Source organism: Sphingomonas sp. TF3 (genome assembly GCF_003985085.1).
In the GTDB taxonomy this organism is placed as follows: Bacteria; Pseudomonadota; Alphaproteobacteria; order Sphingomonadales; family Sphingomonadaceae; genus Sphingomonas.
The window spans coordinates 105223-131544 of the sequence record NZ_RWKS01000003.1; the positions used below are offsets into that span (position 1 = coordinate 105223).

The following is a 26322-nucleotide window of genomic DNA, read 5'->3' on the forward strand; positions in this document are numbered from 1 at the left end:
GCTCACCTGCCACGCTTTGATTAGGCTGGCTGCTCACACAGCGACGCACGCACGAGACGGGGCGTATCACGTCGCGGCGAAAGGGATGGGCATTGGCGTTTTCGCAACAGATCGGACAGTTTCGCGAAGGCAATCCGGCACCGCTCTACCTGCAGCTTCAGCACCTCATCCGCGAGGCTATCGCGCACGATGTGCTGGCGCAAGACGATGCGATTCCGGCGGAGCGCGACCTCGCCATCGAATATGATATTTCGCGCATCACCGTGCGCAAGGCGATTGGCGGATTGGTTGAGGAAGGCCTGCTGACGCGGCGGCGCGGTGCGGGGACGTTCGTTACCGGGCGCGTCGAAAAGAGCTTTTCGAAACTGTCGTCCTTTTCGGAAGACATGGCGGCGCGCGGCAAGACCGCGTCGAGCAGCTGGATCAGCCGGGCAGCGGGGACGGTCGACCCCGACGAAGCGATGTCGCTGGGGCTGTCGCCGGGGACACCGGTCTACCGCTTTCACCGGATTCGCTATGCCGATGACCAGCCGATGGCGCTCGAATTCTCGACCATCGCCGGTTACTGCCTGCCCGGCATCAGCGCGGTCGAGGACTCGCTCTATACCGCGCTCGACAAGGCTGGCAGCCGCCCGGTGCGCGCGCTGCAGCGGTTGCGCGCGGTGCCGTTCGGGCCCGAACATGCCAAGATGCTGGGCGTCAGCGCCGGGCATCCGGGCTTGCTGATCGAGCGGCGTGGCTTCCTGAAAGATGGCCGTGCGGCCGAATTTACGCGGTCTTATTATCGCGGTGACGCCTACGACTTCGTCGCCGAACTGTCCGACCTGTAGGCGCGTTCGCGCGCCGACCTTTCCTCCCCGGAGTGTTGCCATGAACCGTCGCCAGCTTCTGCTCGCCAGCGCGGGCGCTAGTGCCTTGCGCGCCGTTCCGGCCGTCGCCGCCGCCGCAGCGCCGCAAACGGCCGATGGGTTTCCGATGCCGCGTCCCGAAAACAGCCTGCCGCCGCGGCCCGTCCGCCAGGACCCGGCGCGGACGCTGCTCGAGCTTGGCTGGCGCTTTCATGAAGGCGATATCGCAGCACCCGCACCGGCGGGCCATGCCGAGACCTATCTTTCCGCGATGGCCGGGAATGCGATCGGTGCGGCGGCGGTGCTGTATGACGATAGCGACTGGGCGGCAGTGCGCGTGCCGCATGATTGGGCGGCGGCGCAGCCCTTCGTCGAGAGCGCGAACATCTCGCAAGGCTATCGACCGCGCGGGATCGGCTGGTATCGCCGCACGCTGCTGCTCGATCCCGCCGATCGCGGCAAGACGATCGAGCTGCATTTCGACGGCATCGCCACCAATGCGACGATCTGGGTGAATGGCAGCGTCGTCGCGCATAGCTGGTCGGGTTATGCCAGCGTCTATGCCGACATCACGCCGTTTGCGACCTTTGGCGACGAACCCAATGTCATCGCGATCCGGGTCGATGCCAGTGCCTGGGAAGGCTGGTGGTATGAAGGGGCGGGGCTGTATCGCCACGCCTGGCTGGTGCGGCGCGCGCCGGTCGCGATCATCAGCGATGGCGTCTATTGCGATCCGCGTCGCGATGTCGCGGGCCGCTGGCAGGTGCCCGTCGTCGCGACGCTGGCCAATAGCGAGCGCGCCGCAGCGACGGTGACGGTCGAAGCGACGCTGTTCGACCCCGAGGGCCATGCGGTCGAGCGCGCGAGCGTTGCGGCGACGGTGCCGGTGCTGGAGCAGGCCGACGCCAGGCTGACGCTCGACATTGGCGATGCGCGGTTGTGGTCGGTGGAAACGCCGACGCTCTACACGCTGCGCGTGCAGGTGCTGCGCGACGGGGGCGTGGTGGATGTGCGGCAGATCCCGATCGGCTTCCGCACGATCCGCTTCGATGCCGAGCGCGGCTTTTTCCTCAATGAGCGGCCGGTGAAGATCAAAGGGGTGTGTATCCATCAGGATCACGCCGGGGTCGGCACCGCCATGCCCGATGCCTTGCTCTATTGGCGGCTGCAGCGGCTGAAGGCGATGGGCTGCAACGCGGTGCGCATGTCGTCCAACGCGCCGACCGCCGAACTGCTCGACTATTGCGACCGGATGGGGTTGCTGGTGATGGACGAGAACCGCCATTTCAACCCATCGCCCGACTATATGGCCCAGCTCGAATGGCTGGTGCGGCGCGACCGCAACCACCCCAGCGTGATCATCTGGACGCTGTGGAACGAGGAACCGCTGAAATCGACACCGCAAGGCGTCGAAATGACGCGGCGGATGGTGGCGGTGCTGAAGCGGCTCGATGACGCGCGGCCAGTGACGGTCGCGATGAACGGCGCGTTCAACGATCCGGTCAACACCTCGACCGAAGTCGATGTCACCGGGTTCAATTATTATCAGGACCAATATGACGTCTATCATCGGCTGGTTCCGACCAAGCCGATCATCAGCACCGAGGACACCAGCGCGTATCAGACGCGCGGCGCATTCGAGAGCGACCCCAAGGCGCATATCGCGACGTCCTATGACCGCGAAGCAGCGGGCTGGGGGGCACCGCACGGGCCGAGCTGGAAGATGATCGCCGACCGGCCGTTCGTGGCTGGCGGGTTCGTATGGACCGGCTTCGATTATCATGGCGAGCCGACGCCGTATGAATGGCCGACGATCTCGAGCTTCTTCGGCATTCTGGACCTGTGCGGTTTCCCGAAGACCGCCTTCGGCCTGCGCAGCGCGCAATGGATCGACGATGCGCCGGTCCTGAGCCTCGCGCCGCATTGGACGTGGCCGGGGCGTGAGGGGCACGGCATCGATGTCGTGGTGATGAGCAATGCCGAACAGGTGACGCTCAGCCTGAACGGGCGCGAGTTGGGCACGCAAGCGGTCGATCGGTTCCTGGGGAACAGTTGGAAAGTGCCCTATGCGCCGGGCCGGATCGAGGCCGTCGCGCGGCGCGGCGGGCGGATCGTCGCGCGCGCGGTGCAGGAGACGGCGGGGCGACCGGTTGCGCTGCGCCTGACGCCTGCGCGCAGCGTGATGGCGGGCGATGGCGAGGATGTGCAGCCGGTGACGGTCGATGCGGTCGATGCAAAGGGGCGGCACGTGCCGACCGCCAATCTGCCGGTGCGCTTCACGGTCGCGGGCGCGGCGATCATCGGGCTCGGCAATGGCGACCCCAACAGCCATGAGCCTGAGCAATCGCCGCCCGACCATGGCGCGCGCTCGTTGTTCAATGGCCTGGCGCAAGTTATCGTGCGCGCGGAGACCGGGCGTGGGCGGATCGTGATGACGGCGCAGGCGGACGGCCTGGCCCCGGCGCGGCTGACGATCGACCGGCTGGCGATCGATCCGCCCGGCCAGGTTCCAGCGATCTCGCCGCAGCAGCGCATCGCGCAGTGGCGGCGCTCGGCGGCGTTCGACGCGCGGCCCTCGCCCGATCTTGCGCCGAGCGACGGCGATAACAATAGCTGGGCGTTCGTGCGCAGCGGGACGCCGACGCCGGTCGAAACGGGTGGGCGCTGGCGCGTCTATCGCGCGGCGATCACGCCGTGGCGCGCGGTGGCGGCGGGGGGCGGGATGCTCCGCTTTGCCGCGATCGGCGGGCGTGCGGAACTGTGGGTCGATGGGCAGCGCCTCGCGGACAAGGCCGATGGCGCAGCGGGGCCGTTGACCGCGCGCGTGCCCGCCGGGGCGGGCGCGCGCCGGATCGCGCTGTTGATCGAGGCGGATGCCGGCGCGGAGTCGGGGATTTTGGGGCCGGTTACGCTGGCGGCGGGGTAGGGTTACCTTCCCCCGTTCGTTTCGAGCGAAGTCGAGAAACCTGGCACAGCGCTTGTGGCTGTTTCTCGACTACGCTCGAAACGAACGGGTAGCGCGCGTCGGGCCGGTGGCTCAGGCGGTGATCAGCCGGCCGAGCGTGGTTTCGTCGCCGAGCAGATGCAGCAGGCCCGGTGCGGGGCGTGCGACCGCGTGCAGGTTGAGCGCGTCGAGCGCCGCTTGGTCAGCCTTGGCCACGTCGCGCAGCGTGATCCGCAGCCGCCCGAAATAGCGCGCGCTGTCTGCAATATTGTCCGCGCCGCCCAGCGCCGCGAGCAGGGGCGCGGCGAGGGTTAGCGTGGGCTCAGCGGTCGGCGTGGCGGCGACCGGTGCGGTGACAGCACCGCCGCCCAGCGCCAGCGCATCGCGGATCTCGACCGAGACGACATCGGCGATCGGCCCCAGCACGACTTGCAGCGCGGTCGCCGAGGGGCGGATGATGCCGCGTGCGCCGAGCGCCTTGAGCGCGGCGTCATCGACCAATGCCTGATCGCGCACCACCAGCCGCAGCCGCGTGGTGCAGGCGCCGACGGTGGTGAGGTTGCCCCCGCCGCCAAGTGCCTGCGCAAAGGCCGCACCGCGCCCGCCTGCGGCGACTGGGGAGGATGTCGCAGGCGTATCGGTGAGCGGCTCGCGGCCGGGGGTCGGCAAGTCCAGCCGTTTGATGAAGAAACGGAAGATGCCGTAATAGAGCAGGAAATAGACCGCGCCGACCGGCAGCAGCAGCAGCGGCCGCGTCGCCTTGCCGTAGTTCAGCACGTAATCGAACAAACCGGCCGAGAAGCCGAAGCCGAGCTTGACGCCGAGCAGGTCCATCAGCGCCATCGACAGGCCGGTCAGCACGGCATGGATGCCGAACAGCACCGGTGCCAGGAACATGAAGCTGAATTCGATCGGCTCGGTCACCCCGGTCAGCGCGGAGGTGAGCGCGAGGCTGAACAACATGCCGCCGACCGCCTTGCGCCGATCGGGCGCGGCGGCGTGGTACATGGCGAGGCAGGCGGCGGGCAGGCCGAACATCATCACCGGGAAGAACCCGGCCATGAAGCTTCCGGCGCTCGGATCGCCCGCGAAGAAGCGGCGGAGATCACCGGTGGTGCCGTGCCAGTCGCCGACCACGAACCAGGCGACGTTGTTGAGGATATGGTGCAGCCCCGTCACCAGCAGCAGCCGGTTGAGCAAGCCGAACACGAACAGCCCCGGCGCACCCGCGCTGGTCGCCGCGGTGCTGAGCGCGTCGATGGCGTTGCTGATCGACTGGAAGCCGAGCCCGACGACGAGCGCCAGCGCGAGGCCTGCCAGCCCGCTGACGATCGGCACGAAGCGGCGACCGCCGAAGAAAGCGAGATATTCAGGCAGCTTGATCGCGGAGAAGCGGTTGTAGAACAGGCCGCCGACCAGCCCCGACAGAATGCCGATCGGCACGTCGAGCCGCGCCATGACCTTGGCTTTCCACGCCGCTGTCGCCAGGTCGACCGAGGGGCCGGTAAAGCCTGCGATCGCTTCGGGGGGGACGGTCAGCAGCGTCTTGCCGGCCTCGGTCGTGACCAGGAAGCAGGTGACACCCGCCAGGCACGCCGCGCCATTGCCGTCGCGTGCGAAGCCGGTCGCGACACCGATCGCGAACAGCAGGCCGAGATGGTCGAAGATCGCTTGCCCCGCCGCGCCGATAAAGGGCAGGCCGCCGGGGATGAGATCGGGCTGGCCGAGCCGCATCAGCAGGCCGGCGATCGGCAGTACCGCGATCGGCAGCATCAGCGCGCGGCCGAGCGGCTGGAGCGCCCCCAGGATCGATTTCATGCCGACATCTCCTTGGTCGCGAAGGTTCGGGCGAGGGCGCGCACCTCGGCGGCGGAGGTGCAGGCGAGCGCGGCGGCGGCATGATCGCGGCAGGCCGCGAGTGTGACGTCCGACACCAGCGCCTTGATCGTCGGCACCATGACCGGCGCAGTCGACAATTCGGTGACGCCGAGCCCGAGCAGGATCGGCACGGCGAGCGGATCGGAGGCGAGACCGCCGCACACGCCGGTCCAGCGACCGTGCGCGGCACCGCCGCGACAGGTTTCGCCGATCAGCCGCAGCACGGCGGGGTGGAGGCCGTCGAGCGCGCTTGCGACTGCCGGATTGGCGCGGTCCATCGCCAGCGTATATTGCGTCAGGTCATTGGTGCCGACCGACAGGAAATCGGCCTCGCGCGCCAGCAGATCGGCGGTGACGGCGGCGGCGGGGGTTTCGACCATGATGCCGAGCTGCACCGCCGTGGTGATGCCGAGTTCCGCGCACAGCCGGTCGAGCAGCGCGCGCACCCGGCGCAATTCCTCGATCTGGGCGACCATCGGCAGCATGATCTTGCATTGGCCGGTGGGCTGTACGCTGAGGATCGCGCGCAGCTGCTCTTCGAGCAAGGCGGGGTGGGCGAGGCCGACGCGGATGCCGCGTAAGCCCAGCGCCGGATTTTCCTCGCCCGCGATCGGCAGGTAGGGGGCGGGCTTGTCGCCGCCAATGTCGAGCAGGCGCACGATCAGCGGGCGACCTTCCAGCGCATCGGCGATTGCCTGATATTCGGCGGCCTGTTCGGCGACCGAGGGGGCGGTGTCGCGTTCGAGGAACAGGAATTCGGTGCGCAGCAGGCCGCAGCCCTCGGCACCATTGGCGACGGCGGGGGCGGCTTCGGCAGCGGAGCCGAGATTGGCGACGACTTCGATGCGCGTGCCGTCGGCGGTGTGGCAGGGGACCCCGGCGCGCGCGAGCGCGCTTGCGCGGCGTGCTGCGGCCTTGGCTTGCGCCGCCTCGGCTTCGGCCAACTGCGTGGCGGAGGGGGCGGTGTGGAGTAGGCCGTTGCTCGCATCGAGAATGACGCGGGTGTCGTCGGCGATATCCAGCACGTCGGGGCCGATCGCGACCAGCGCAGGCAAGCCCATGGAGGCAGCGAGGATCGCGACATGCGAGGTCGGGCCGCCCTTGGCGATGCACAGGCCGGCCAGGCCCTCGGCCGACCCTATCAGATCGGACGGCATCAGGTCTTCGGCAATCAGGATCGTGCCTGCTGGGTAAAGCTGCGTGCTCGTCGCTACTCCCAAAAGGTGCGCGAGCAACTGGCGTTCGAGATCGCGCAGATCGTCGGCGCGTTCGGCGAGATGCGTGTCGCCCCCGGCGCGCAGCGCATCGGCTTGCGGGCGGATTGCCGCGCGCCAGGCAAAGCCAGCGCTCTCGCCGCGCGCAATTCCGGCGCGAGTCGCGTCGATCAGGGCCGGGTCGTCCAGCAACGCGGCGTGGGCCTCCAAAATGGCACGCGTCGGGCCGTTTGCCGTGGCGGCCTGACGTGTCATCTCGGCCGCAAGCGCGGCATGAGCGGCGGTGAAGGCGGCTTGTTCTTGCGCCACGCCGCTGCCCATCGGCAACACTTCGGGGTCGATCGCGCGGTGATGCCGCACTGGGCCGATCGCAAGACCGGGGGCCGCCGTCACGCCGACAAGTGCGCCTTCGGGCACATCGGCATTACGCGGCGCGATCGGTGGCGGCGCGGCAGGCGCGGGCGCTTCGTCCATGCCGCCGGAGATCAGCGCGACCAGCGCATCGAGCGCAGCGGTGCCGTCGCTGCCCTGCGCGGCCAGCGTGATCGTGTCGCCATGCCCAATGCCGAGTGCAAGTAGCCCGGTCGGGCTGAGCGCCGATGCAGTGCGCGCGTCCTTGCCGATCGTAATCGAGGCACCGAAGGCGCGGGCGCAGGCGGCAATGCGGGCGGCCGGGCGGGCGTGGATGCCGTGGGGCAGGTCGATGCGCAGTATGCGGCTTTCGGTGGCCGCATCGATGTCGGCGGATTCGCCCGTCGTGCCCTCAGCCGAAGCGACTTCGTGCACCATCATCAGCGGTGCACCGACGAGGATCGGGCCAACGCTCGCACGGTTGGTAATCTGATAGCCCTCGCTCTCGACGAGCAAGATCGGCGTGATCACGGCAGGGGCTTCACGCACCAGCAGATCGAGATCGAAGTCGATCAGTGCGTCGCCCGTAGCGACTCGGTCCCCGGCGCGCACATGCGGGGTGAAGCCGCGCCCGCCCAGCCCGACGGTATCGATGCCGAGGTGGATCAGGATTTGCGCGCCGTTTTCAGCTTCGATCGTCAGCGCATGGCCGGTCGACTGCACGCTGACGATGCGCCCGGCGCAAGGCGCATAGAGGCAGTCGCCCGTCGGATCGATCGCCAGCCCGTCGCCCAGCATCCGCCCGGCAAACACCGCATCGGGGACATCGTCCAGCGCAGTGACCCAGCCTTGTAACGGTGCGGACAGCACGATCGACGCCATGGTTTCTCCTCAAACGGGGCAGGGACGCGCAGGGCGCGCGAGGTCAGGCAGGAACGGGCTCGGACCGCGCCGTCGCCGCAAGGTCTCCGCCAACAATGGTAGCGGTCGGGTGGAAGGCGGCGTCGAGCTGTACCCAGTCGGCGCGCTTGCCTGGTGCGATCACCCCGCGATCCCGCGACAGGCCGAGGAAGGCGGCCGGATGGGTCGCCGCCATTGCCGCTGCGCGCTCGGGCGCGATGCCGAGCCGTGTGATCGTGTTGCGCACCGCGCGCGCCATGTCGAGATCCGACCCGGCCAGTGTGCCGTCGGCCCCGAGGCAGCGACCGCCCTCGACATGGATCGGGCGGCCCTGCAGCAGGAAGGTGGTTTCGGCGGTGTTGACGCACGGCATCGCGTCGGTGACCAACATCATGCGATCCGCCGGGCGCGCGCGCAGCGCGATGCGCAGTGCGGCATCGTCGACATGGAAGCCATCGACGATCAGCCCGCAATAGACCGACTGGTTGTCCAGTGCCGCGCCAACCGCGCCGGGCGCGCGCTGAATGAGCGGCGACATGGCGTTGAACAAATGGGTGACCCCGGTCACGCCGGCGGCGAACCCCGCCGTCGCTTCGGCATAGGTCGCGTTGCTATGACCGAGGCTGACGAGCACGTCGGCGCGTGCCAACGCCGCGATACGGTCGGCGGGCACCAGTTCGGGCGCAATCGTGACCATCACGCGACCGCGACGTGGCCGCATCAGCAACGCCATCAGCGTATCGTCGAGCGTTACGAAGCGCGCGGCATCGTGAATGCCTTTGCGCGCGACGTTGATCACCGGGCCTTCGATATGGACGCCGACGACGCCCGGTACGCCCGCCGCGATCGCGGCGTCGGTCGCTTCCAGCGCCTCGCCGATGACCAATGCCGAATCGCTGATCAGCGTCGGCAGGAAGGCGGTGGTGCCATAGGGACGATGCGCCGCACCGATCGCTGCGATCCCGTCGACGGTCGGTTCGTCGTTGAACAACACGCCGCCGCCGCCGTTGACCTGGGTGTCGATGAAGCCGGGCATCACCCAGCCCCCGTCAAGATCGACCGCGCCGGGGGTGGCCCGGTCCATGATCGCGACGATGACACCAGCCTCGACGTCGATCGTTGCGGCGGACAGGATTCCGCGCGGCGTGACGATATGGCCGTTTACGAAAGCATGAGACGTCATAGCGTACGGGTAACCTTGCTGAGATGGCTCGGCGCGTCGGGATTGTACCCGCGCGCGCGCGAAAGCGCATCGGCCATGCGATAGAAGCTCTGGATCATCAGGATCGGCTCGATCGCGGGGTTGGCGGCGAGCGCGGGCGGGGTGTCCGCCCCGTCGGCGCGCGCGTCGGCCAGACTGACGATCGCACCGCGCGCGGCAAATTCCGCCGCAACCGCGCGGACGTCATCGCCGATGACATCGGAGGTGGCGAAGGCGACGATCGGAAAGCTGCTACCGACAATTGCCATCGGGCCGTGGCGCACCTCGGCCGAGCTGAAGGCTTCAGCATGAAGCCCGCAGGTTTCCTTTAGCTTCAACGCCGCTTCCTGCGCGACCGCGAGGCCAAGCCCGCGCCCAATGACGAACAGGTTGGTCGCCTCCTGCAGGCTCGCGCCGACGCCGCTCCAGTCCAGCGCCCAGGACCGTGCGAGCGCATCGGGCAAGCCCGCTACGGCGCGGCGCAGCGTGTCGTCCTCGGTCCACTCCGCCACCAAGGCGGCAAGCGCGGCTAACGACGCGATGTAGGATTTGGTCGCAGCGACCGACCGCTCGACCCCGGCTGACAGCGCGATCACCGTATCGGCGGTTTCGGCGAGCGGGGAGGTGGCGTCGTTGACCAGGGCGACGACATGCGCGCCCGCCGCCTTTTGCGCCGCCACAGTGGCAAGCAAGTCAGGGCTGCGCCCGCTTTGCGAGATAGCGATGCACAGCGCATGGCCCTGCACGGCGGGCGCGGCATAGACGGAGGCGACCGACGGTGCGGCCGACGCCACCGGAATGCCCGTGCGCGTCTCGATCAGATATTTGCCATAGGTGGCGGCATGATCGGACGATCCGCGTGCGCAGGTCACGATAACGGCGGGCGGGGCGGCGCGCAGCTTCGCGCCGAGCGCGGCAAAGGCTGACCCATTCGCGGCGAGCATGCGGGCGACGGCGGCACCGGCCTCGGCCGCTTCCTGGAACATCAACGTCGGGCCCGAAACAGGCGAAACGGTCGTGGATATGGTATCGTGCATGGCTGGTCCGATTGCTATCTCAACCGGGATAGGTTTTATATTGGTATTACTCAAGCTGCAAAATGCACCAGTTGCGCGAGCGCCGCGACGCGATCGGCATCGGTATCACCGTCCTGCGCCGCGATGAAGCCGAAGCGGCGTTCCGGAACATCCGGCGCGATCTCGCGCGTGGCGCGGCAGGATGCGTGGAGTTCGGCAATGCCGGTCGCCAACAAGGCGGGCGCGGTCTCGACCGTCACGCCGCTGCCCGCGAGGATGATGATCCGCCCCGCCGCCTGCCTGTGCAAGGCGGCGAGCGTTGCCACACCGTCGATCGCGCGCGGCTGCCCGCCCGAGGTCAGGATGCGATCGAACCCCAAGGCCACCGCCTGCTCGAGCGCGGCGAGCGGATCGGGCACCAGATCGAACGCGCGGTGCAAGGTGAGCGATAGCGGCGCACCGCGTTGCTGCCCGAGCGTTCGGGCATGCTCGATCCAGCGCGCGAGCGCAGCGGTATCGAGCTGCCGGTCGGCGGCGCTCGCGCCGATCACGACACCGGCAAGCCCGGCCTCGGCGGCGGCGCGAATGTCGTCGGCAATCAGCGCTTGCTCGGCGGCATCATGGATAAAGCCGCCCGCGCGGGGCCGCGCCAGCAGATGCACGGGCAGAGGCACTGCAGCTGCCGCGCGGATCAGCGAACCCGGCGGGGTCAGCCCGCCGACCGACAGCGCCGCGCACACCTCGATCCGGTCGGCTCCGCCGCGAACCGCCGCCTCCAGTCCCGCAATCGTTTCGACGCAGACTTCGAGCATTCTGCCGGTTGTGGTCACGCCTGGAATAGCGACGCTCCTTTATGTACCACCGTACGCCCTGCCATGTCGGTGACGGCATAGGTGAAGCCCGGCAACAGGCAGAACGCGCCGACATTGCCGTGAGGATCGAGCGCAAGGAACCCGACCTGTACGCCGCGAATGGCGTCGCCGCGAAGCTTGGCAATATGCTTCACCACCTCCTCGCACGCCTCCTGCGGGGAGCGTCCAGCGCGCATCGACGCGATCACGCGGGCAGTTCCCGCAATGCGCGTCACCTCCTCGCCCAATCCGGTCGATGTCGCGCCGCCAACGCCCGCTTCGACGAACAGGCCGCTGCCGACCTGCGGCGAATCGCCGACGCGGCCGCGCATCTTGAACGCCATGCCGGAGGTTGTGCAGGCACCGGCGAGCCGCCCGCTGGCGTCGCGCGCGAGCAGCCCGATCGTGTCATGGTCGAGTGCGCCGCCGGGCGTGCGGGTGGTACGGTTCTCGCTATTCGCCTCGGGTTGGTAATGCGCGGTCTTGAGCCATTCGCGCCACGCCTTTTCCGATTCGGGGGTCAGCAATTTACAATAAGGAAAGCCCTGATCCTTGGCGAAGCGGGTCGCGCCTTCGCCGACCAAAAGCGTGTGCGGGGTCTTTTCCATCACGCGGCGCGCGACCGAAATCGCATGCATGGTATCTTCGAGCGCGGCGACCGCGCCGACCCGGCCCGTATCGTCCATGATGACCGCGTCGAGCGTGACGTGCCCGTCACGATCCGGATAGCCGCTATAGCCGACCGAATGGTTGTTTGGGTCGGCTTCAGGCACCATCGCCCCGGCTTCCACCGCATCGAGCAACGATCCGCCGCTGGCCAGCTTCGCAAAAGCAGCGTCGTTTGCGGCCGCGCCAAAGTCCCAGGTGGAGACAATTTGCGCGGCAGGGCCGGACGTTATGTCGGCCAAAGCTTTGGCGGCGGGCAATGCGCCGGCGGCAACGCCCATCATGGCGAGCAAGGATCTTCTACTGGTCATGGTCACCCCGGTTCATTCTTTATGTACGATCATGACATGGGCGCATAAAATGTCAAAATAGGTTTGGTGTGGTATCAATTAGGTATTGACGGTTTGCCAATTTGAATAGAACCTCTTGTCACGGTGCCGTAACGCAAAACGCGGGCGGCATGTGTAATTAGGGGAAATTTTTCATGATGCTCCGTCACTCCGTATCCTTTGCTGCGCTGGGCGCGGCGCTGGCTTTCGCCGCGCCTGCGATGGCGCAACAGGCCACCGCCGACGATCACGTCTCGAAACCGGATGCAGCCGATACGACGCCCGCAGACGGCGATATTCTGGTAACCGGGACGCGCATTTTGCGTCCGAACATCGCATCGGCCGCGCCGATCACCACGGTGACCGCGCAGGACATCAAGGCGCAGTCGCCAACCAATATCGAAGAAGTGCTGAACCGCCTCCCGCAGATCGCGCCTGACAGCCAGCAAAATTACCAGGATTCGGACGGTCGCCAGCGCATCAAGCTGCGCAGCCTCGGCTTTGAGCGCACGCTGGTGCTGATCGACGGCAAGCGTTTGGGTACGCAGAATGGTGAGGATGCGGGGATTATCCCGGTCTCGCTGATCGATCGCGTCGACGTGCTGACCGGCGGTGCCTCGTCGGTCTATGGCTCGGACGCGGTTGCAGGCGTCGTGAACTTCGTTCTCAAGCCCGATTTCAAGGGCATCCGGATCGACGGCAATTACAATTTCTACAACCACCAGAACCGCGCGAACATCGTCACGCAGCAAGCGCAGGCGTCGAGCTTCCCGACCAATACCGGGATGGTCAATGACGGTGGCCGCGCCGATGTGACGTTGACCGCCGGTACTTCGCTGTTTGGCGACAAACTGAAAGTGTCCGGTTTCGTCAATTATAAGCATCAGGATCTGGTGCCGTACGACGCGCGATCGACCTCGGCCTGCCAATTGGTGCAGACCGGCACCGATGGCCCGCTCAGCTGCTCGTTGTCGTCCTATTCGGTCAGCGGTTACATCTCGCCGCGCTCGGGGGCCAATAACGGGACGGCTTATGTCAACAATCCGGACGGCACGCGCACCTTCGTTCCCTATGGCGCGGGTGCGGGCAACGCGGCCAACCCCTATGATGGCTATTCGTACCAGCGCGCCTTCACCCGGGTGAACGCCGGTGGATTCGCGACGCTGAAGCTCTCGCCCGCGGCGGAAATTTACGGGTCGGGCATCTGGTTCCGCGATAAGTCGACCAACCGCTTCCCGACCCGCGTGTTTGCTGCCGCCAATTACGGGTCGGACCCGTATCAGGTGAACTGCAACAATCCGTTCCTGTCGGCGTCGCAAGCATCCGCGATTTGCGGGGCTGCGGCCGGAACCGCGACGCTCGCGCCGATCGATGTGCGCTATCGCTTCAATGTGCCGTATCTGATCGACACCTATATCAATAGCGCCATTCGCGCGACGGGCGGTGTTCGCGGTAAGATCGGCGATGCGTGGACCTATGACGTTGGCGGCGTCTACGCGCGCAACCAGCAGGATTACATGCCCGCCTCGCTGCCGCAATTTGCCAACGTCAACCGCTCGCTCAACGTGGTCAACGTCAATGGCACGCCGACCTGCGCCTCGGTCGTCGATGGGACCGACAAGAATTGCGTACCGTTCGATGCGTTCAAGGCGGGGAACAGCAACCAGGCGCTGGTCAACTATCTGTATAGCGGTCTCGCGACCGAGAAGCAGACCACCGTCGGCATTCTGTACGATGTGCAGGCCAACGTGACCGGCGACCTCGGCAAATATGGCATCAAGTCCCCCTTCGCCGATCAGGGTCTCGCCTTTGCGGCGGGTGTGGAATATCGCGAGGATCGTCAGTTCTCGACCGCGAATGCGGCATTCCGGGCCGACAATGGCGGATCGGATTCCGACCTCCGCCAACATGTCTGGGAAGGCAATATCGAGCTTCAGGCACCCTTGGTTCAGCACAAGCCCTTCATCGAAGAGCTTCAGGTGAATGCCGCCGGGCGTCTGTCCAAATACAGCTCCAACCCCGACAAATTCACGACGTGGAAGCTGGAAGGGTTGTACGCGCCGGTTCGCGACATCGTGTTCCGCGCCTCCTTCAACAAGGCGCAGCGCGCGCCGACCGTGGTGGAAGCGTATCAGGCCAGCAATATCAGCTATTCGCGTCAGGGTGGGTCGCAGAACGATTTCTGCGCACCCGTGCCGCGTCAGATTGCTGACCCGGCCAATCCGGGCAAGACCATCACCACCACCGCGCCGCTCGCTTCGCGGGAGGTGTGCCGTGCGACCGGCCTGTCCGATTCGCTGTATGGAAGCGCAACGCTGCTGTGCCCGAACGACCAATGCACGGTCCGTTCGGGTGGCTTCACCGCAGCGCCCGAAACGGCCTATACCCAGACCTATGGCATCATCTTGAAGCCGCGCTTCGTCAAAGGCTTGGTGTTCTCGGTCGATCGCTATCGGATCAAGATCAACAACTCGCTCGGCTATAATGACGATAGCTATTACACCGATGGCTGCCTGCGTTCGAACGGGGATCCGTTCTTCTGCTCGGGCATCGTGCGCGCCGCCAACGGCACGCTCTATGCTGCGGCCGGCACCAACCCGACCAGCGGCTTCATCCGCGCCGGCACGACCAATTATTATTTCTCGATCGCGCGCGGTTGGGACTTCCAGTCGCAATATGCGCTGGGTCTGGGCAAGGTTGGCCGGATGGATCTGAGCTTCAACGGCTCGTTGACCACCTTCGCCGGTGGCCAGGATTCGCCGCTGCAGCCCGAGCGCAATTGCGCGGGCTATTACGGCAATGGCTGTGGCCAGTTGCTGCCGAAGTGGAGCCACGCCCTGCGCGCGACCTATGTCACGCCGGATGATGGCTTCAACGCCTCGTTCAACTGGCGCTATGTCGGGTCGCTCACCAGTGCCAACAATTCGGGCGATCCGGCGATCGGCGGCACGCCTGATCGGGTGCAGAAGACCTTCGGCTATATCGCCCCGGTCAGCTACTTCGATCTCGCGCTGACGTTCAACATTGCCAAGCGCTACAGCCTGCGCCTGATCGCGAACAACCTGCTCGACAAGGCCCCGCCGATCTTGGCGAATTCGTACAATATCAGCCTGGCGCGCAACAACACGATCCCGGCGCGCTATGACAGCCTGGGTCGCAACCTCGCGGTTGGCTTCACGGCGAACTTCTGAACGATCCTCGGAGGGAGCCCTGTGGTGCTCCCTCCGCTCTTTCGATCGATCACCCCAACCGCAGCGCCAGCGCCGCAAGCGTCACGAGCAGGATCGGGATGGTGAGCGTGACACCCACCCGAAAATAATAGCCCCAGCCGATCCGCACATCCTTTTGCCCAAGCACGTGCAGCCACAACAAGGTGGCGAGCGAACCGATCGGGGTAATCTTGGGCCCCAGATCGCAGCCGATAACGTTGGCGTAGATCATCGCCTGCCGGACCGCGCCGGTCGCATGCGTCGCGTCGATCGACAGCGCGCCCACCAATACGGTTGGCATGTTGTTCATAACCGAGGACAAGATTGCGGCGAGCAACCCGGTGCCGAAGGTGGCACCCCACACTCCGCCTTGCGCGGCGTGATTAAGCGCGGTGGCGATATAGCCGGTCAGTCCGGCATTCTTCAGGCCGAACACGACCAGATACATACCGAGCGAAAACACCACGACTTGCCACGGTGCACCGCGGATGACCGCGCCGGTTTGGATCACATGGCCGCGCCCGGCGATGACGATCAGCACCAGCGCGGCGAGCGCTGCGGTGGCGCTGATCGGGACACCGATCGGGTCGAGCAGAAAGAAGCCGACGAGCAGCATCGCCAGCACCACCCAACCGGCGCGAAAGGTCGCCACGTCGCGGATCGCATCTGCGGGTTTGCGCAATTGGGTGACATCATAGTCCGCCGGAATATCGCGACGGAAGAACAGCAGCAGCGCCCCGAGCGTCGCGGCGATCGCGGCGAGATCGACCGGCACCATCACCAGCGCATAATCCGCAAAGCCGAGCTTGAAGAAGTCGGCCGAAACGATGTTGACGAGGTTGGAAACGACCAGCGGCAGACTGGCGGTGTCGGCGATGAAGCCCGCCGCCATGACGAACGCCAGCGTCGCCTTGGTCCCGTAGCCCAATGCTCGCAGCATCGCGAGCACGATCGGCGTCAGGATCAGCGCTGCGCCATCGTTGGCAAAGAGCGAGGATACTGCGGCACCCAGCAGCACCACCAGCGCGAACAGCCTTTTGCCGTTGCCGCCGCCCCAGCGTGCGACGTGAAGCGCCGCCCATTCGAAGAAACCGGCCGCATCGAGGATCAAGCTGATCAGGATGATCGCGACGAACGCGCCCGTCGCATTCCACACGATATTCCATACCACCGGGATGTCGGCGAGGGTGATCGCGCCTGCCAGCAAGGCGACGATGGCACCGCCCATCGCGCTCCAACCGATGCCAAGCCCGCGGGGTTGCCAGATGACGAGCGTAATCGTCGCGAGGAATATCAGAACCGCAGTGAACATCAGCCGACGCGCTGGCCATGCGCGTCGATGATCTGCTCGCCATCTTCCTTGGCGAATGCCCTTTGTTGCGGCGCAGGCAGCAAATCGAGTACCAACTCGGACGGGCGGCAGAGCTTCACGCCGAGCGGCGACACCACCAGCGGGCGGTTGATCAGGATCGGATGCGCGATCATCGCATCGAGCAGCGCGGCGTCACTCAGACTCTCATCGTCCAGGCCAAGCTCGGCATAGGGCGTGCCCTTTTCGCGCAGCAGATCGCGCGGGCGCATTCGAGCGCGGTCGATCAATTGCTCCACCAGCGCGCGCGATGGCGGCGTCTTGAGATATTCGACGACGTGCGGCTCGATCCCTGCGTTGCGGATCATCGCCAGCGTGTTGCGCGACGTGCCGCAGGCCGGATTGTGATAGACGATGATATCGGTGGCGATCGGGTCGGTCATGCGTGTCCTTCCTTAGTGCAGCGGCTGCGCAGCACGGTGTCGGCGAGCGACCCGCAAATCTCCGGATTGCCGCCGCAACAATCCTCCATGAGATATTCGAGCAAGCGGGCCATACTGTCGTGCCGCGCGGAATAGATGACCGAACGCCCATCGCGGCGACTCGATACCAATTGCGCGTGCGACAGGATGTGGAGATTGGTCGATAAGCTATTGGCCGGAACGTCCAGCCGACGCGCGATCTCGCCCGCCGCCAGACCTTCGGGTCCGGCCTGGACCAGCATGCGGAACACGCCGAGCCGTCCGCCATGGGCGAGCGCGGACAACGCGGAGACGGCGGTATCTATTTCCATAGTTCTACTATAATAGAATTATGGAGTGATGCAAGGGCCTGCTATGGCGCTCCGTCATCCGGGGCGGTGCCCGGATGACGGAGCTGGTGCTCAGAAGCGGGCGCGGACGCCACCGTAAACCGCGCGGCCCGGATTGGCGAAGCTGAACACGTCCTCATAATGCGCGTTGTTGAGGTTCTCGATCCGGCCGAACAGCGCGAAGTGCTTGGTCAGCTTCACGTCGCCATTGAGGTTGAGCAGCACATAATCGTGCAGCCGTACCGTGACCGGAACATAGGATGGATCGGTAAACGCCACGTCGCTGGTATCGCCATTGTAGCGCGCGACGGCGGTAAAGCCGAAGCGATCGTGCGGCGCGCGCCACCCGAGCGCGACGCTGGCGATATGGCTCGGGCGGCGCACTTCCTCCATGCCATTCTCGCGCGCGTGGAGATAGGTATAGGCCGCGTCGATCCGCCACGCGGTGCCGATGCGGGCGTTGAGGAACGCCTCGACGCCGTGTTGGCGTGATTTGGTGGTGCGGTTGGCGGGTGTGGCGACGAAATTGGGTGCCGGATAGGTGGTGTAGATCTCATCCGACAAACGGCTGTCGAAATAGGTCGCGCCGATCAGCACATGGCCGTCGACGAAACTCTGCTCGATCCCGGCTTCCCAGCCCTCGGAGCGTTCCGGCTTCAGGCCCGGATTGCCGATGAAGCGCCCGTCGCTATAGCCGTAGAGTTCATAAAACCCCGGATTTTTCACGCCCGATCCCGCCGCTGCGCGAACCCGCGTACCGCTGTCGAAGCGATAGCTGCCCTGCACGCGATAGGTGGTGGTGTCCTGGAAGCGGTTGTTGAGGTCCTGGCGCAGCGACGCGCCGAACGCCGCATGCTCGCCCAGCGTCAGGTCATATTGCCCAACGATACCGACATTGTCGACTTGCCGCCGCCCGGTAAAGGCGAAGCCGGTCGGATCGGTATTGCGATAGCGTTCGCGTTCGATATCGACCGCGACGGTAAACTGATGGCGCAGCGCGCCCTGGTTGAGCTTGAGCGTCGATTCATACGAGCCCTTAAGCCGCTGACCCGTGTCGCCATAGGTGCGCGCGGTCGCACCATAGCCATTGCGCGTGGTATCGGCGATTTGCCCGGTCAGCGCCTGCGTCCACTTGCCGTCGAGCAAATCGAGCTCGCCGCGCAGCAGGCCGTAAACCGCTTCGTTGATGAAATGCGCGCCCGGCGTGTCGATCGTATAGCCAAAGGTCTTGCTGGCGGAGTTGCTGTCGCTGTCGTTGAAATCGGCCTGGGTACGGGCATAGCGCGCGACGGCGGTGACGCGCGCATTGGATGCGGGCGACCACGTCGATTTGAACGACACCGCGCCCGAATCATTCCCGAGATTGCGCGTTCCCCCACGCGCGTTGGGGGTGCCGTCGGTGGTGTTGAGCGTTCCCGACAGGGCATAGTCGAACGTGCCCGACACACCCGCAATGCGCGCGGCGGTGTTGACCGTGCCGAAGGAGCCACCCTCGATCCGCGCACTGATGCCTGGCGCTTCGCGGCCGGTCAGCGTGATATATTGGATCACCCCGCCGATCGCATCGGAACCATAGATCGCGCTTTGCTGGCCGCGCAGGACTTCCACGCGGGCGACATCGTCGGCGATCAGCGTGCCGAAATCGAATTCACCGGCATAGGGGTCGGACACTTCGATCCCGTCGATCAGTACAAGCGTGTGGTTGGCCTCGGCCCCGCGCAGGCGGACTTGCGTCTGGCCGGGGATGCGGCTGACCGCGACGCCGGGCACGTCGCGCAGGATGTCGGAGACGGTGCGGGTCTGGCGTTGGTCGAGCGCATCGGCATCAAGCAAGGTGACCGAGCCGCCAATCTGATCCGCACGCAGCGGGGTGACGGTCGAGCGGATGCCAGTGACGACGATGGCAGAATCGTCGTCGGTCGTTTGCGCGGGTGCCGGATCGGGGGCGACCTGAGCGAAGGCGGTGGCGGGGAGAAGCAGCGCGGCGAGCGCGGCCGAGGAAAGCAAAGTCTTCATGGCGTAAACGAGTCCCTTGGGCGTCGAGCGACAAGGGCCGGGGCGTCCGCTGCGAACGGTCGGGACACACCACCGGGCGGACGCGTAAGCGCCCGGCACCGCCCCCCGATGCGGCCCCAGCCGCACGTTCGTCGCTCAGACGAAAAGCGTTTCGCGCCTGGCCAATCCCATGAGCCGGGCAAGAGCGACCCGCGCCGGTCGGTCTCCTGGCTCACGGGTCATCGCACGATGCGCGCCTTCCCAGGTGGCCCGCCAAGGTGGCGGGCTTTCCCAGTGGCTGCGGAGCCGTTGCCGGTTCCGCCTGCGCGTCGTGCTCGCCGCTTACAGTTGCAGGGACAGCTGCAGATTTGCACGGAGCGTGCGCACTGCATTCCCGTTACCGGCGCGAATGCGCGATGGACCCGAAAAGGCCGCATCGCGCGGTTCGGGGATAGGGCAGCGTGCGTCATAAACCAACCGCCTTTTGCAGGCTGCCAATCCACGAAAAAGGGGCCCGGATTGCTCCGAGCCCCTTCTTTCTCCGTAAGTGCCGAAGATTTTAGTCGCGGTCACCGGTCAGGAAGGCCGGCGCGAACTCGGGCGCGGGGCCGTCGTCATTGCCACCCGAACGCTCTGCACGGGGTGCGCGCTCGCCGCCGCCATCGCGACGCGGGCCACGGCCACCGTCGCCATCACGGCGCGGACCGCGATCACCACGACCACCGCCATCGCCACGCGGGCCACGGCCGCCGTCACCATCACGACGCGGACCACGCGGACCGCGATCGCCACCTTCGCGCGGCTCGCGGGCCGGGCGGGTGTCTTCGATCTCGGCACCGGTTTCCTGGTCGACGACGCGCATCGACAAGCGAACCTTGCCGCGCGGATCGATCTCGAGGACCTTGACCTTGACTTCCTGGCCTTCGCTCAGGACGTCCGAGACCTTCTCGACGCGCTCGTTCTTGATTTCGGACACGTGGACGAGACCGTCCTTGCCACCCATGAAGTTCACGAACGCACCGAAATCGACCAGGTTGACGACCTTGCCGTCATAGATCTTGCCGACTTCGGCTTCCTCGACGATGCCCTTGATCCACTTGATCGCGGCTTCGATCTGCGCGGTGTCGGACGAGCTGATCTTGATCAGACCCTCATCGTCAATGTCGACCTTGGCGCCGGTCTGCGCGACGATCTCGCGGATCACCTTGCCGCCGGTGCCGATCACTTCACGGATCTTGCTCTTGTCGATCTGCAGCGTCTCGATGCGCGGGGCATGGGCCGAGAGCTCGGTGCGGGTCGAGGCGAGCGCCTTGTTCATCTCACCCAGGATATGCGCACGGCCTTCCTTGGCCTGCTCCAAAGCCTTGCGCATGATCTCTTCGGTGATGCCGGCGATCTTGATGTCCATCTGCATCGTGGTGATGCCGGCTTCGGTGCCTGCGACCTTGAAGTCCATGTCGCCCAGATGATCCTCGTCGCCGAGAATGTCCGAGAGAACGGCAAACTTCTTGCCTTCCAGGATCAGGCCCATCGCGATGCCCGAAACCGGCCGCTTCAGCGGCACACCAGCATCCATCATGCTCAGCGAACCGCCGCACACCGTCGCCATCGACGACGAGCCGTTCGACTCGGTGATGTCCGACAGAACGCGGATCGTATAGGGGAATTCGTCCTTCGACGGCAGCACCGGGTGCAGCGCGCGCCAGGCGAGCTTGCCATGGCCGACTTCACGACGGCCAGGCGCGCCGAAGCGGCCAACTTCACCGACCGAGTAGGGCGGGAAGTTATAGTGCAGCATGAAGTTTTCGTAGGACAGGCCGGTCAGGCCGTCGATCATCTGCTCGGCGTCCTTGGTGCCGAGCGTGGTGGTGCAGATCGACTGCGTCTCGCCACGCGTGAACAGCGCCGAGCCGTGTGCGCGCGGCAGGAAGTGGACGATCGCCTCGATCGGACGGATCTGCGTGGTGGTGCGGCCATCGATGCGCTGGCCGTCCTTCAGGATCGCGCCACGGACGATTTCGGCTTCGAGCTTCTTGACGAGCTTCTGCGCGGCCATCTGGTCCTGCGGGGCGGCATCGGCAAAGGCTTCCTTGGCCTTGGCGCGCGCGGCGTTGAGCAGGTTCGAACGCTCGGACTTGTCGGTCACCTTATAGGCGGCGGCGATGTCCTTGCCGATCAGCTTCTTGAGCTTGTCCTTGGCAGCCGAGAGATCGGCCTGAGCGGCCATTTCCCACGGATCCTTGGCAGCCTGTTCGGCCAGATCGATGATGAGGTTGACGGCTTCGCGGCACGCCTTGTGCGCGAACTGCACGGCGCCGAGCATGACCTCTTCCGAAAGCTCCTTGGCTTCGGATTCGACCATCATCACGGCGTCGCCGGTGGCGGCGACGACGAGATCGAGATCGCCTTCCTTGACCTGGTCGAGCGTCGGGTTGAGCACATATTCGCCATCGACATAGCCGACGCGCGCTGCGCCGATCGGGCCCATGAAGGGCACGCCCGAGATGGTCAGCGCAGCCGAGGCGGCGACCATTGCGAGGATATCGGGCTCGTTTTCGCCATCATAGCTGAGCACCTGACAGATCACGTTGATCTCGTTGTAGAACCCTTCGGGGAACAACGGGCGGATCGGGCGGTCGATCAGGCGGCTGACCAGCGTTTCCTTTTCGGTCGCGCCGCGCTCACGCTTGAAGAAGCCACCGGGGATGCGGCCGGCAGCCGAATATTTTTCCTGATAGTGAACGGTCAGCGGGAAGAAATCCTGGCCTTCCTTCACCGATTTGGCGGCGGTCACGGCGCAGAGCACCACGGTTTCGCCGAGCGTTGCCATAACGGCACCATTGGCCTGGCGCGCGACGCGGCCGGTTTCCAGCGTCAGCGTCTTGCCACCCCATTGGGTGGTCACGGTCTTGGTATCGAACATCTTTTTTCCTTCAACACCGCCGGCCGGATGCCGACGGGGCCACTGTGCGGACTAGCCGGTCCGCGCGGTTTGGAGCCTTTCGTGGCTCCCCTGCCATGCCGCCGGAGTGCGGAATGGCGAAAGAGGGACATATGAAAACGGCGCCGCGAGGGCGCCGTTTCCGTACTGGTCGAGTTACTTGCGCAACCCGAGTTTGGCGATGAGGTCGGTATATCGCGCGCCGTCCTTGTGGCGGAGATAGTCGAGCAGCGAGCGCCGCTTGTTGACCATCATCAGCAGGCCGCGCCGCGAGTGATTGTCCTTCTTGTGGCCCTTGAAGTGCTCGGTCAGGTTGCGAATACGCTCGGTGAGGATCGCGATCTGGACTTCGGGGCTGCCGGTGTCGCCTTCGACGCGGCCATGTTCCTTGACGAGCGCGTTCTTGCGCTCTGCAGTGATCGTCATGTTCTTTCCTTCGACATCGTCACAGGTTGAAACCGCGAATGACGCGGACCTCGCGGTCCTGAACCTCCACCAGAGCGACCGGACTTTCGTCCAGCATCGCGAAGTAGTGGCCATCATCTGCGGCGATCCCGATCAACACCCGCCCCTGTCGGAGCAGCCCTGCCTGATCGGGGGAGAGGGATAGAGCCGGGATGTCGTCCAGCCCCGCCCTCAACGGCAGGAGATTGTGTTCAAGGGTGCGCGCATTACCGAAATCGGCCAGTTTGTCCAGCGATATTGCATGGTCGAGCGTGAACGGCCCGGCCTTGATGCGGCGGAGCATGGTGACATGGCCAACCGTGCCGAGCGCCCGCGCGATGTCCCGCGCGAGGCTGCGGATATAGGTGCCCTTGGAAACGTGGGCGGTGAGGGTGATGGACTCGACTTCGTCACCCCGGACGTGTTCCGGGGTCCACTCTTCAGCCTGCAAGGTCGCTACTTGTTGCGGGGTGGACCCCGGAACAGGTCCGGGGTGACGGACAGAGAGGTTGTGAATTATGATCGACCGTCCCGCCAGCACCACCTCCGCCCCCGCGCGCGCCAGATCGTAAGCGCGCTCACCATCGATCTTGAGGGCGGAATAAGCGGGCGGCACCTGCTCGATCGGACCGGTGAAACGCGGCAGCACCGCTTCGACCTGGGCGAGGGTGGGGCGCACCGCGCTCTCGGCAATCACCTTGCCCTCGAGGTCGAGCGTGTCGGTCTCCACGCCGAACCCGATCGTGAAGTCATACACTTTGTCGCTGTCGAGCATCCGTCCGGCGAGCTTGGTCGCTTCGCCCAAAGCGATCGGCAGGACGCCGGTCGCCAGCGGATCCAGCGTGCCGCCATGGCCGACCTTGATGCCGCGCTTGCTTGCATCATAACCGGCGGCACGCAGCGCGCGCTTTACCGCCGAGACGCCCTGGGTCGACCCAAGCCCCAAAGGCTTGTCGAGGATCAGCCAGCCATGCAGCCCGGTCATGCCGCGCCCAGATTGGCGATGCCGAAGAAAAAGTCGGTGGCGGCACCCGCGATCGGTGCGACGAAGCGGCGCACGATGTCGGCCTGCGGGCTGATCATCGGCAGGACGAACAACAGCACGAGCAGCAGCGGAAAGCCGTAGCGCGCGAGCTTGGCATAGTGGATCGCGGCGGCGCGTGGCAGCAGGCCCTGCACGACATGCCCGCCATCGAAGGGCGGCAGCGGGATCAGGTTGAAGATGCCGAGGAAGACGTTGACCTGCAGGAAATTGCCGAGGGTGTCGACTGCGAAGCGGGAAAGCGTGAAGGGCGGCACCGGGGCCGGAACGCCGTGCAGCAGGAACAACAGCCCTGCCAGCATCAGCGCCGTCAGCGTCGCCAGCACGAAATTGGTCGCCGGGCCTGCCAGCGCGACCAGCACCATGTCGCGGCGCGGGTTGCGCATCCGCCGTGCATCGACCGGCACCGGCTTGGCCCAGCCGAAGATCGGCGCGTGCGCGATCGCCAGCACCATCGGCAGCACCACGGTGCCGACCGGGTCGACATGGCGCAGCGGATTGAGCGTCAGGCGGCCGAGCCGTTCGGCGGTGTGATCGCCGAACAGGCGCGCGACATAGCCATGCGCGACTTCGTGAAACACGATCGCGATGACGAGGGGAATGAGCCACACCGCGATGGTGTAGGGCAAATTGGGGTCGGTCATGGGGGTCCGTTCGAAATCAGGCGGCGGCGAGCGCTTCGCTGAAATGGCGACGGCATAGCGCAATGTACAGGTCGTTGCCGCCAATCTCGGTCTGCGCGCCCGCCGCGACCGCGCGGCCATCGGCGCCGACACGCAAGTTCATCGTCGCCTTGCGCCCGCAGGCGCACACCGATTTGATCTCGATCAGCGAATCCGCAATCGCCAGCAGACGCGCCGAGCCCTCGAACAAATTGCCGAGGAAATCGGTACGCAGGCCATAAGCCAGTACGGGAATGCCGTGGAAATCCGCGAGCGTGGCGAGTTGGTCGACCTGGGCTGCGGTGAGGAATTGCGCTTCATCGACCAGCACGCAGGCGGGCGGCGCTTCGCCTTCGCGGGTGACGACGGCGACCAGATCGGTATCGCGCTCGAACGCAATCGCATCGGCGGCAAGCCCGATGCGCGAGGTGATCGTCCCCGCCGCAAAGCGATCATCGATCGCGGCGGTGAGCAGCACGGTGCGCATGCCGCGTTCGCGATAGTTGAAATCGGCCTGCAACAGGTTGGTCGATTTGCCCGCGTTCATCGAGGCGTAGTAGAAATAGAGTTTGGCCATTAGGGAAGCGTTTCGATGGGAACGGGCGTGTCTTGGCCCGCAGCCTTGGCAAGTCGGCGGTCGAACGTGACGAAGCCTTCGGCGGAGCCCGCGGCGGCGAGGTGCAGCATATCGGCCAAGTCTGCGCCGCTGGCGAAGCGCTCGATCACCCAACCGATACCCGGTGGTGCCTCGCGCAACGTCGGCAGGTCGATAAGCGTCGCCAGCGCCTCTCCGATTCGGGCGCGCGGCCATTTGTAACTCGACCGCAGCACCCATTCGGTTTCGAGCAATACGCTTGGCAATAACGCGAAATCTCGCGATAGCACGGCCTTTGCCATCGCGACCTGACGTGCATCGTCGTCGACGAGAATGCGCACGACGAGGTTCGTATCGACCGCGACAGTCAGATGTCGTCCTTGGATCGTGCGGCGAACATCGCATCGATGGCGCGGTCCATCTCCTCGATCGAGACCGGAGGCCCCTCCCATTTGGGCGCGATTTCGCGGAGATGCGCGAAAATCTCTTCCGTCGTGCGACCGCTTTTCTGCAATACCGGGCGAAGCAATACGCCGTTGCCTGCCCTCACCACGTCAAGCTTTTGCCCAGGAACAAGCCCGAGTGCATCCCGCATGTCCTTTGGGATGACGACTTGGCCTTTTCCCGAAAGAGTCGTTTGCGTGTTCATAGCGGTAAGATGCGTCTTACCGGCGCGGCTGTCAATCCTCGCCGCCCAAATCCCGCGCCACCTTCGGGTCGCGCAGCAATTTGTCGATGTGGCTGCCTTCGTCGAAGCTCTCGTCGGCGAGGAATTTGAGCTTGGCGGCATATTTCATCTGCACGCGGGCAGCGACCTCGCGCTGGAGATAGGCGGTGTTGGTGCGCAGCGCTTTCAGCACCGCTTCCTCATCCTTGCCGAGCAAGGGCTTCATGAACACGGTCGCGTGGCGCAAATCGGGGGACATGCGCACTTCGGTGATCGTCACCGGGTGCTTGGCGAGCACGTCGTCATGCACGTCGCCGCGCGCGAGGATGTCGCTCAGCGTGTGACGCATCTGCTCGCCGACGCGGAGCAGGCGGACCGATCGGGTTTCGGGCGTTTCGGTAGGGCGCATTACATTTCCCTCTCCCCGCTTGCGGGGAGAGGGCAAGCGA

At 65.6% G+C, this 26322-nt stretch carries 21 protein-coding genes and 1 riboswitch; of the genes, 3 read left to right on the forward strand and 18 right to left on the reverse strand.

Annotation, left to right across the window (positions count from 1 at the left end; all coding sequences use genetic code 11):
• The first annotated feature begins 92 nt into the window (after positions 1–92).
• Together EJC47_RS03325 and galA are read left to right on the forward strand one after the other, a co-directional pair.
• Complete coding sequence (locus EJC47_RS03325) at positions 93–830, forward strand: GntR family transcriptional regulator (RefSeq protein ID WP_126845481.1); 738 nt, start codon at positions 93–95, stop codon at positions 828–830.
• A gap of 40 nt (positions 831–870) precedes the next feature.
• Complete coding sequence (gene galA, locus EJC47_RS03330) at positions 871–3774, forward strand: beta-galactosidase GalA (protein ID WP_126845482.1); 2904 nt, start codon at positions 871–873, stop codon at positions 3772–3774.
• Between the two features lie 111 nt (positions 3775–3885).
• On the opposite strand, the gene nagE is transcribed toward galA, so the two are convergent.
• Genes nagE through EJC47_RS03360 form a run of 6 tightly spaced genes read right to left on the reverse strand, consistent with a single transcriptional unit; the run spans position 3886 to position 12180 of the window.
• Positions 3886–5610 carry an N-acetylglucosamine-specific PTS transporter subunit IIBC gene (gene nagE / locus EJC47_RS03335; RefSeq protein ID WP_126845483.1) on the reverse strand — a complete coding sequence of 575 codons (1725 nt, stop codon included), beginning with the start codon at positions 5608–5610 and terminating at the stop codon, positions 3886–3888.
• Positions 5607–8117: a phosphoenolpyruvate--protein phosphotransferase gene (ptsP, locus tag EJC47_RS03340; RefSeq protein WP_126845484.1), complete on the reverse strand. Its 2511-nt coding sequence runs from the start codon at positions 8115–8117 to the stop codon at positions 5607–5609. Before ptsP ends, nagE begins: the two co-directional genes overlap by 4 nt.
• 43 nt (positions 8118–8160) lie before the next feature.
• Complete coding sequence (gene nagA / locus EJC47_RS03345; protein ID WP_126845485.1) at positions 8161–9318, reverse strand: N-acetylglucosamine-6-phosphate deacetylase; 1158 nt, start codon at positions 9316–9318, stop codon at positions 8161–8163.
• On the reverse strand, positions 9315–10373 hold the full coding sequence (locus tag EJC47_RS03350) for an SIS domain-containing protein (protein ID WP_126845486.1): 1059 nt from the start codon (positions 10371–10373) through the stop codon (positions 9315–9317). The genes nagA and EJC47_RS03350 overlap by 4 nt, the downstream gene beginning before the upstream one ends.
• A 50-nt stretch (positions 10374–10423) precedes the next feature.
• Positions 10424–11164 (reverse strand): copper homeostasis protein CutC, encoded by a 741-nt coding sequence (locus tag EJC47_RS03355; protein WP_126845599.1) that lies wholly within the window; start codon positions 11162–11164, stop codon positions 10424–10426.
• 14 nt (positions 11165–11178) lie between these two features.
• Positions 11179–12180, reverse strand: a complete 1002-nt coding sequence (locus EJC47_RS03360) for a N(4)-(beta-N-acetylglucosaminyl)-L-asparaginase (protein ID WP_033966337.1) — start codon at positions 12178–12180, stop codon at positions 11179–11181.
• Positions 12181–12353: 173 nt separating this feature from the next.
• Between EJC47_RS03360 and EJC47_RS03365 the strand changes: the two genes are divergently transcribed.
• Positions 12354–15389, forward strand: coding sequence for a TonB-dependent receptor domain-containing protein (locus EJC47_RS03365; protein ID WP_126845487.1), 3036 nt, complete (start codon positions 12354–12356; stop codon positions 15387–15389).
• A 49-nt stretch (positions 15390–15438) separates the two neighbouring features.
• On the opposite strand, the gene EJC47_RS03370 is transcribed toward EJC47_RS03365, so the two are convergent.
• The 12 genes from EJC47_RS03370 to rbfA all read right to left on the reverse strand — a co-directional run bounded on the left by EJC47_RS03370 (position 15439) and on the right by rbfA (position 26282).
• Positions 15439–16719: an arsenic transporter gene (locus EJC47_RS03370; RefSeq protein WP_126845488.1), complete on the reverse strand. Its 1281-nt coding sequence runs from the start codon at positions 16717–16719 to the stop codon at positions 15439–15441.
• On the reverse strand, positions 16719–17159 hold the full coding sequence (gene arsC, locus EJC47_RS03375) for an arsenate reductase (glutaredoxin) (RefSeq protein WP_126845489.1): 441 nt from the start codon (positions 17157–17159) through the stop codon (positions 16719–16721). The genes EJC47_RS03370 and arsC overlap by 1 nt, the downstream gene beginning before the upstream one ends.
• Positions 17156–17509: an ArsR/SmtB family transcription factor gene (locus tag EJC47_RS03380; protein ID WP_126845490.1), complete on the reverse strand. Its 354-nt coding sequence runs from the start codon at positions 17507–17509 to the stop codon at positions 17156–17158. The genes arsC and EJC47_RS03380 overlap by 4 nt, the downstream gene beginning before the upstream one ends.
• A gap of 90 nt (positions 17510–17599) precedes the next feature.
• A complete protein-coding gene (locus tag EJC47_RS03385) occupies positions 17600–19543 on the reverse strand; it encodes a TonB-dependent receptor plug domain-containing protein (protein WP_126845491.1) in 1944 nt (647 codons plus the stop codon).
• 179 nt (positions 19544–19722) lie between these two features.
• A riboswitch (cobalamin riboswitch) is annotated at positions 19723–19942 on the reverse strand.
• A gap of 139 nt (positions 19943–20081) precedes the next feature.
• Complete coding sequence (pnp, locus tag EJC47_RS03390) at positions 20082–22445, reverse strand: polyribonucleotide nucleotidyltransferase (protein ID WP_126845492.1); 2364 nt, start codon at positions 22443–22445, stop codon at positions 20082–20084.
• 174 nt (positions 22446–22619) lie between these two features.
• Complete coding sequence (gene rpsO, locus EJC47_RS03395; RefSeq protein WP_010406799.1) at positions 22620–22889, reverse strand: 30S ribosomal protein S15; 270 nt, start codon at positions 22887–22889, stop codon at positions 22620–22622.
• A 19-nt stretch (positions 22890–22908) separates the two neighbouring features.
• Positions 22909–23892 (reverse strand): tRNA pseudouridine(55) synthase TruB, encoded by a 984-nt coding sequence (gene truB, locus EJC47_RS03400; protein ID WP_126845493.1) that lies wholly within the window; start codon positions 23890–23892, stop codon positions 22909–22911.
• A complete protein-coding gene (locus EJC47_RS03405) occupies positions 23889–24593 on the reverse strand; it encodes a site-2 protease family protein (RefSeq protein ID WP_126845494.1) in 705 nt (234 codons plus the stop codon). The genes truB and EJC47_RS03405 overlap by 4 nt, the downstream gene beginning before the upstream one ends.
• 16 nt (positions 24594–24609) lie before the next feature.
• Positions 24610–25188 carry a thymidine kinase gene (locus EJC47_RS03410; RefSeq protein ID WP_033966353.1) on the reverse strand — a complete coding sequence of 193 codons (579 nt, stop codon included), beginning with the start codon at positions 25186–25188 and terminating at the stop codon, positions 24610–24612.
• Positions 25188–25592 (reverse strand): type II toxin-antitoxin system VapC family toxin, encoded by a 405-nt coding sequence (locus EJC47_RS03415; RefSeq protein ID WP_312845333.1) that lies wholly within the window; start codon positions 25590–25592, stop codon positions 25188–25190. Before EJC47_RS03415 ends, EJC47_RS03410 begins: the two co-directional genes overlap by 1 nt.
• Positions 25574–25996, reverse strand: a complete 423-nt coding sequence (locus tag EJC47_RS03420) for an AbrB/MazE/SpoVT family DNA-binding domain-containing protein (protein WP_312845331.1) — start codon at positions 25994–25996, stop codon at positions 25574–25576. The genes EJC47_RS03415 and EJC47_RS03420 overlap by 19 nt, the downstream gene beginning before the upstream one ends.
• A complete protein-coding gene (gene rbfA, locus EJC47_RS03425; RefSeq protein WP_126845496.1) occupies positions 25887–26282 on the reverse strand; it encodes a 30S ribosome-binding factor RbfA in 396 nt (131 codons plus the stop codon). Before rbfA ends, EJC47_RS03420 begins: the two co-directional genes overlap by 110 nt.
• Positions 26283–26322: the final 40 nt, after the last annotated feature.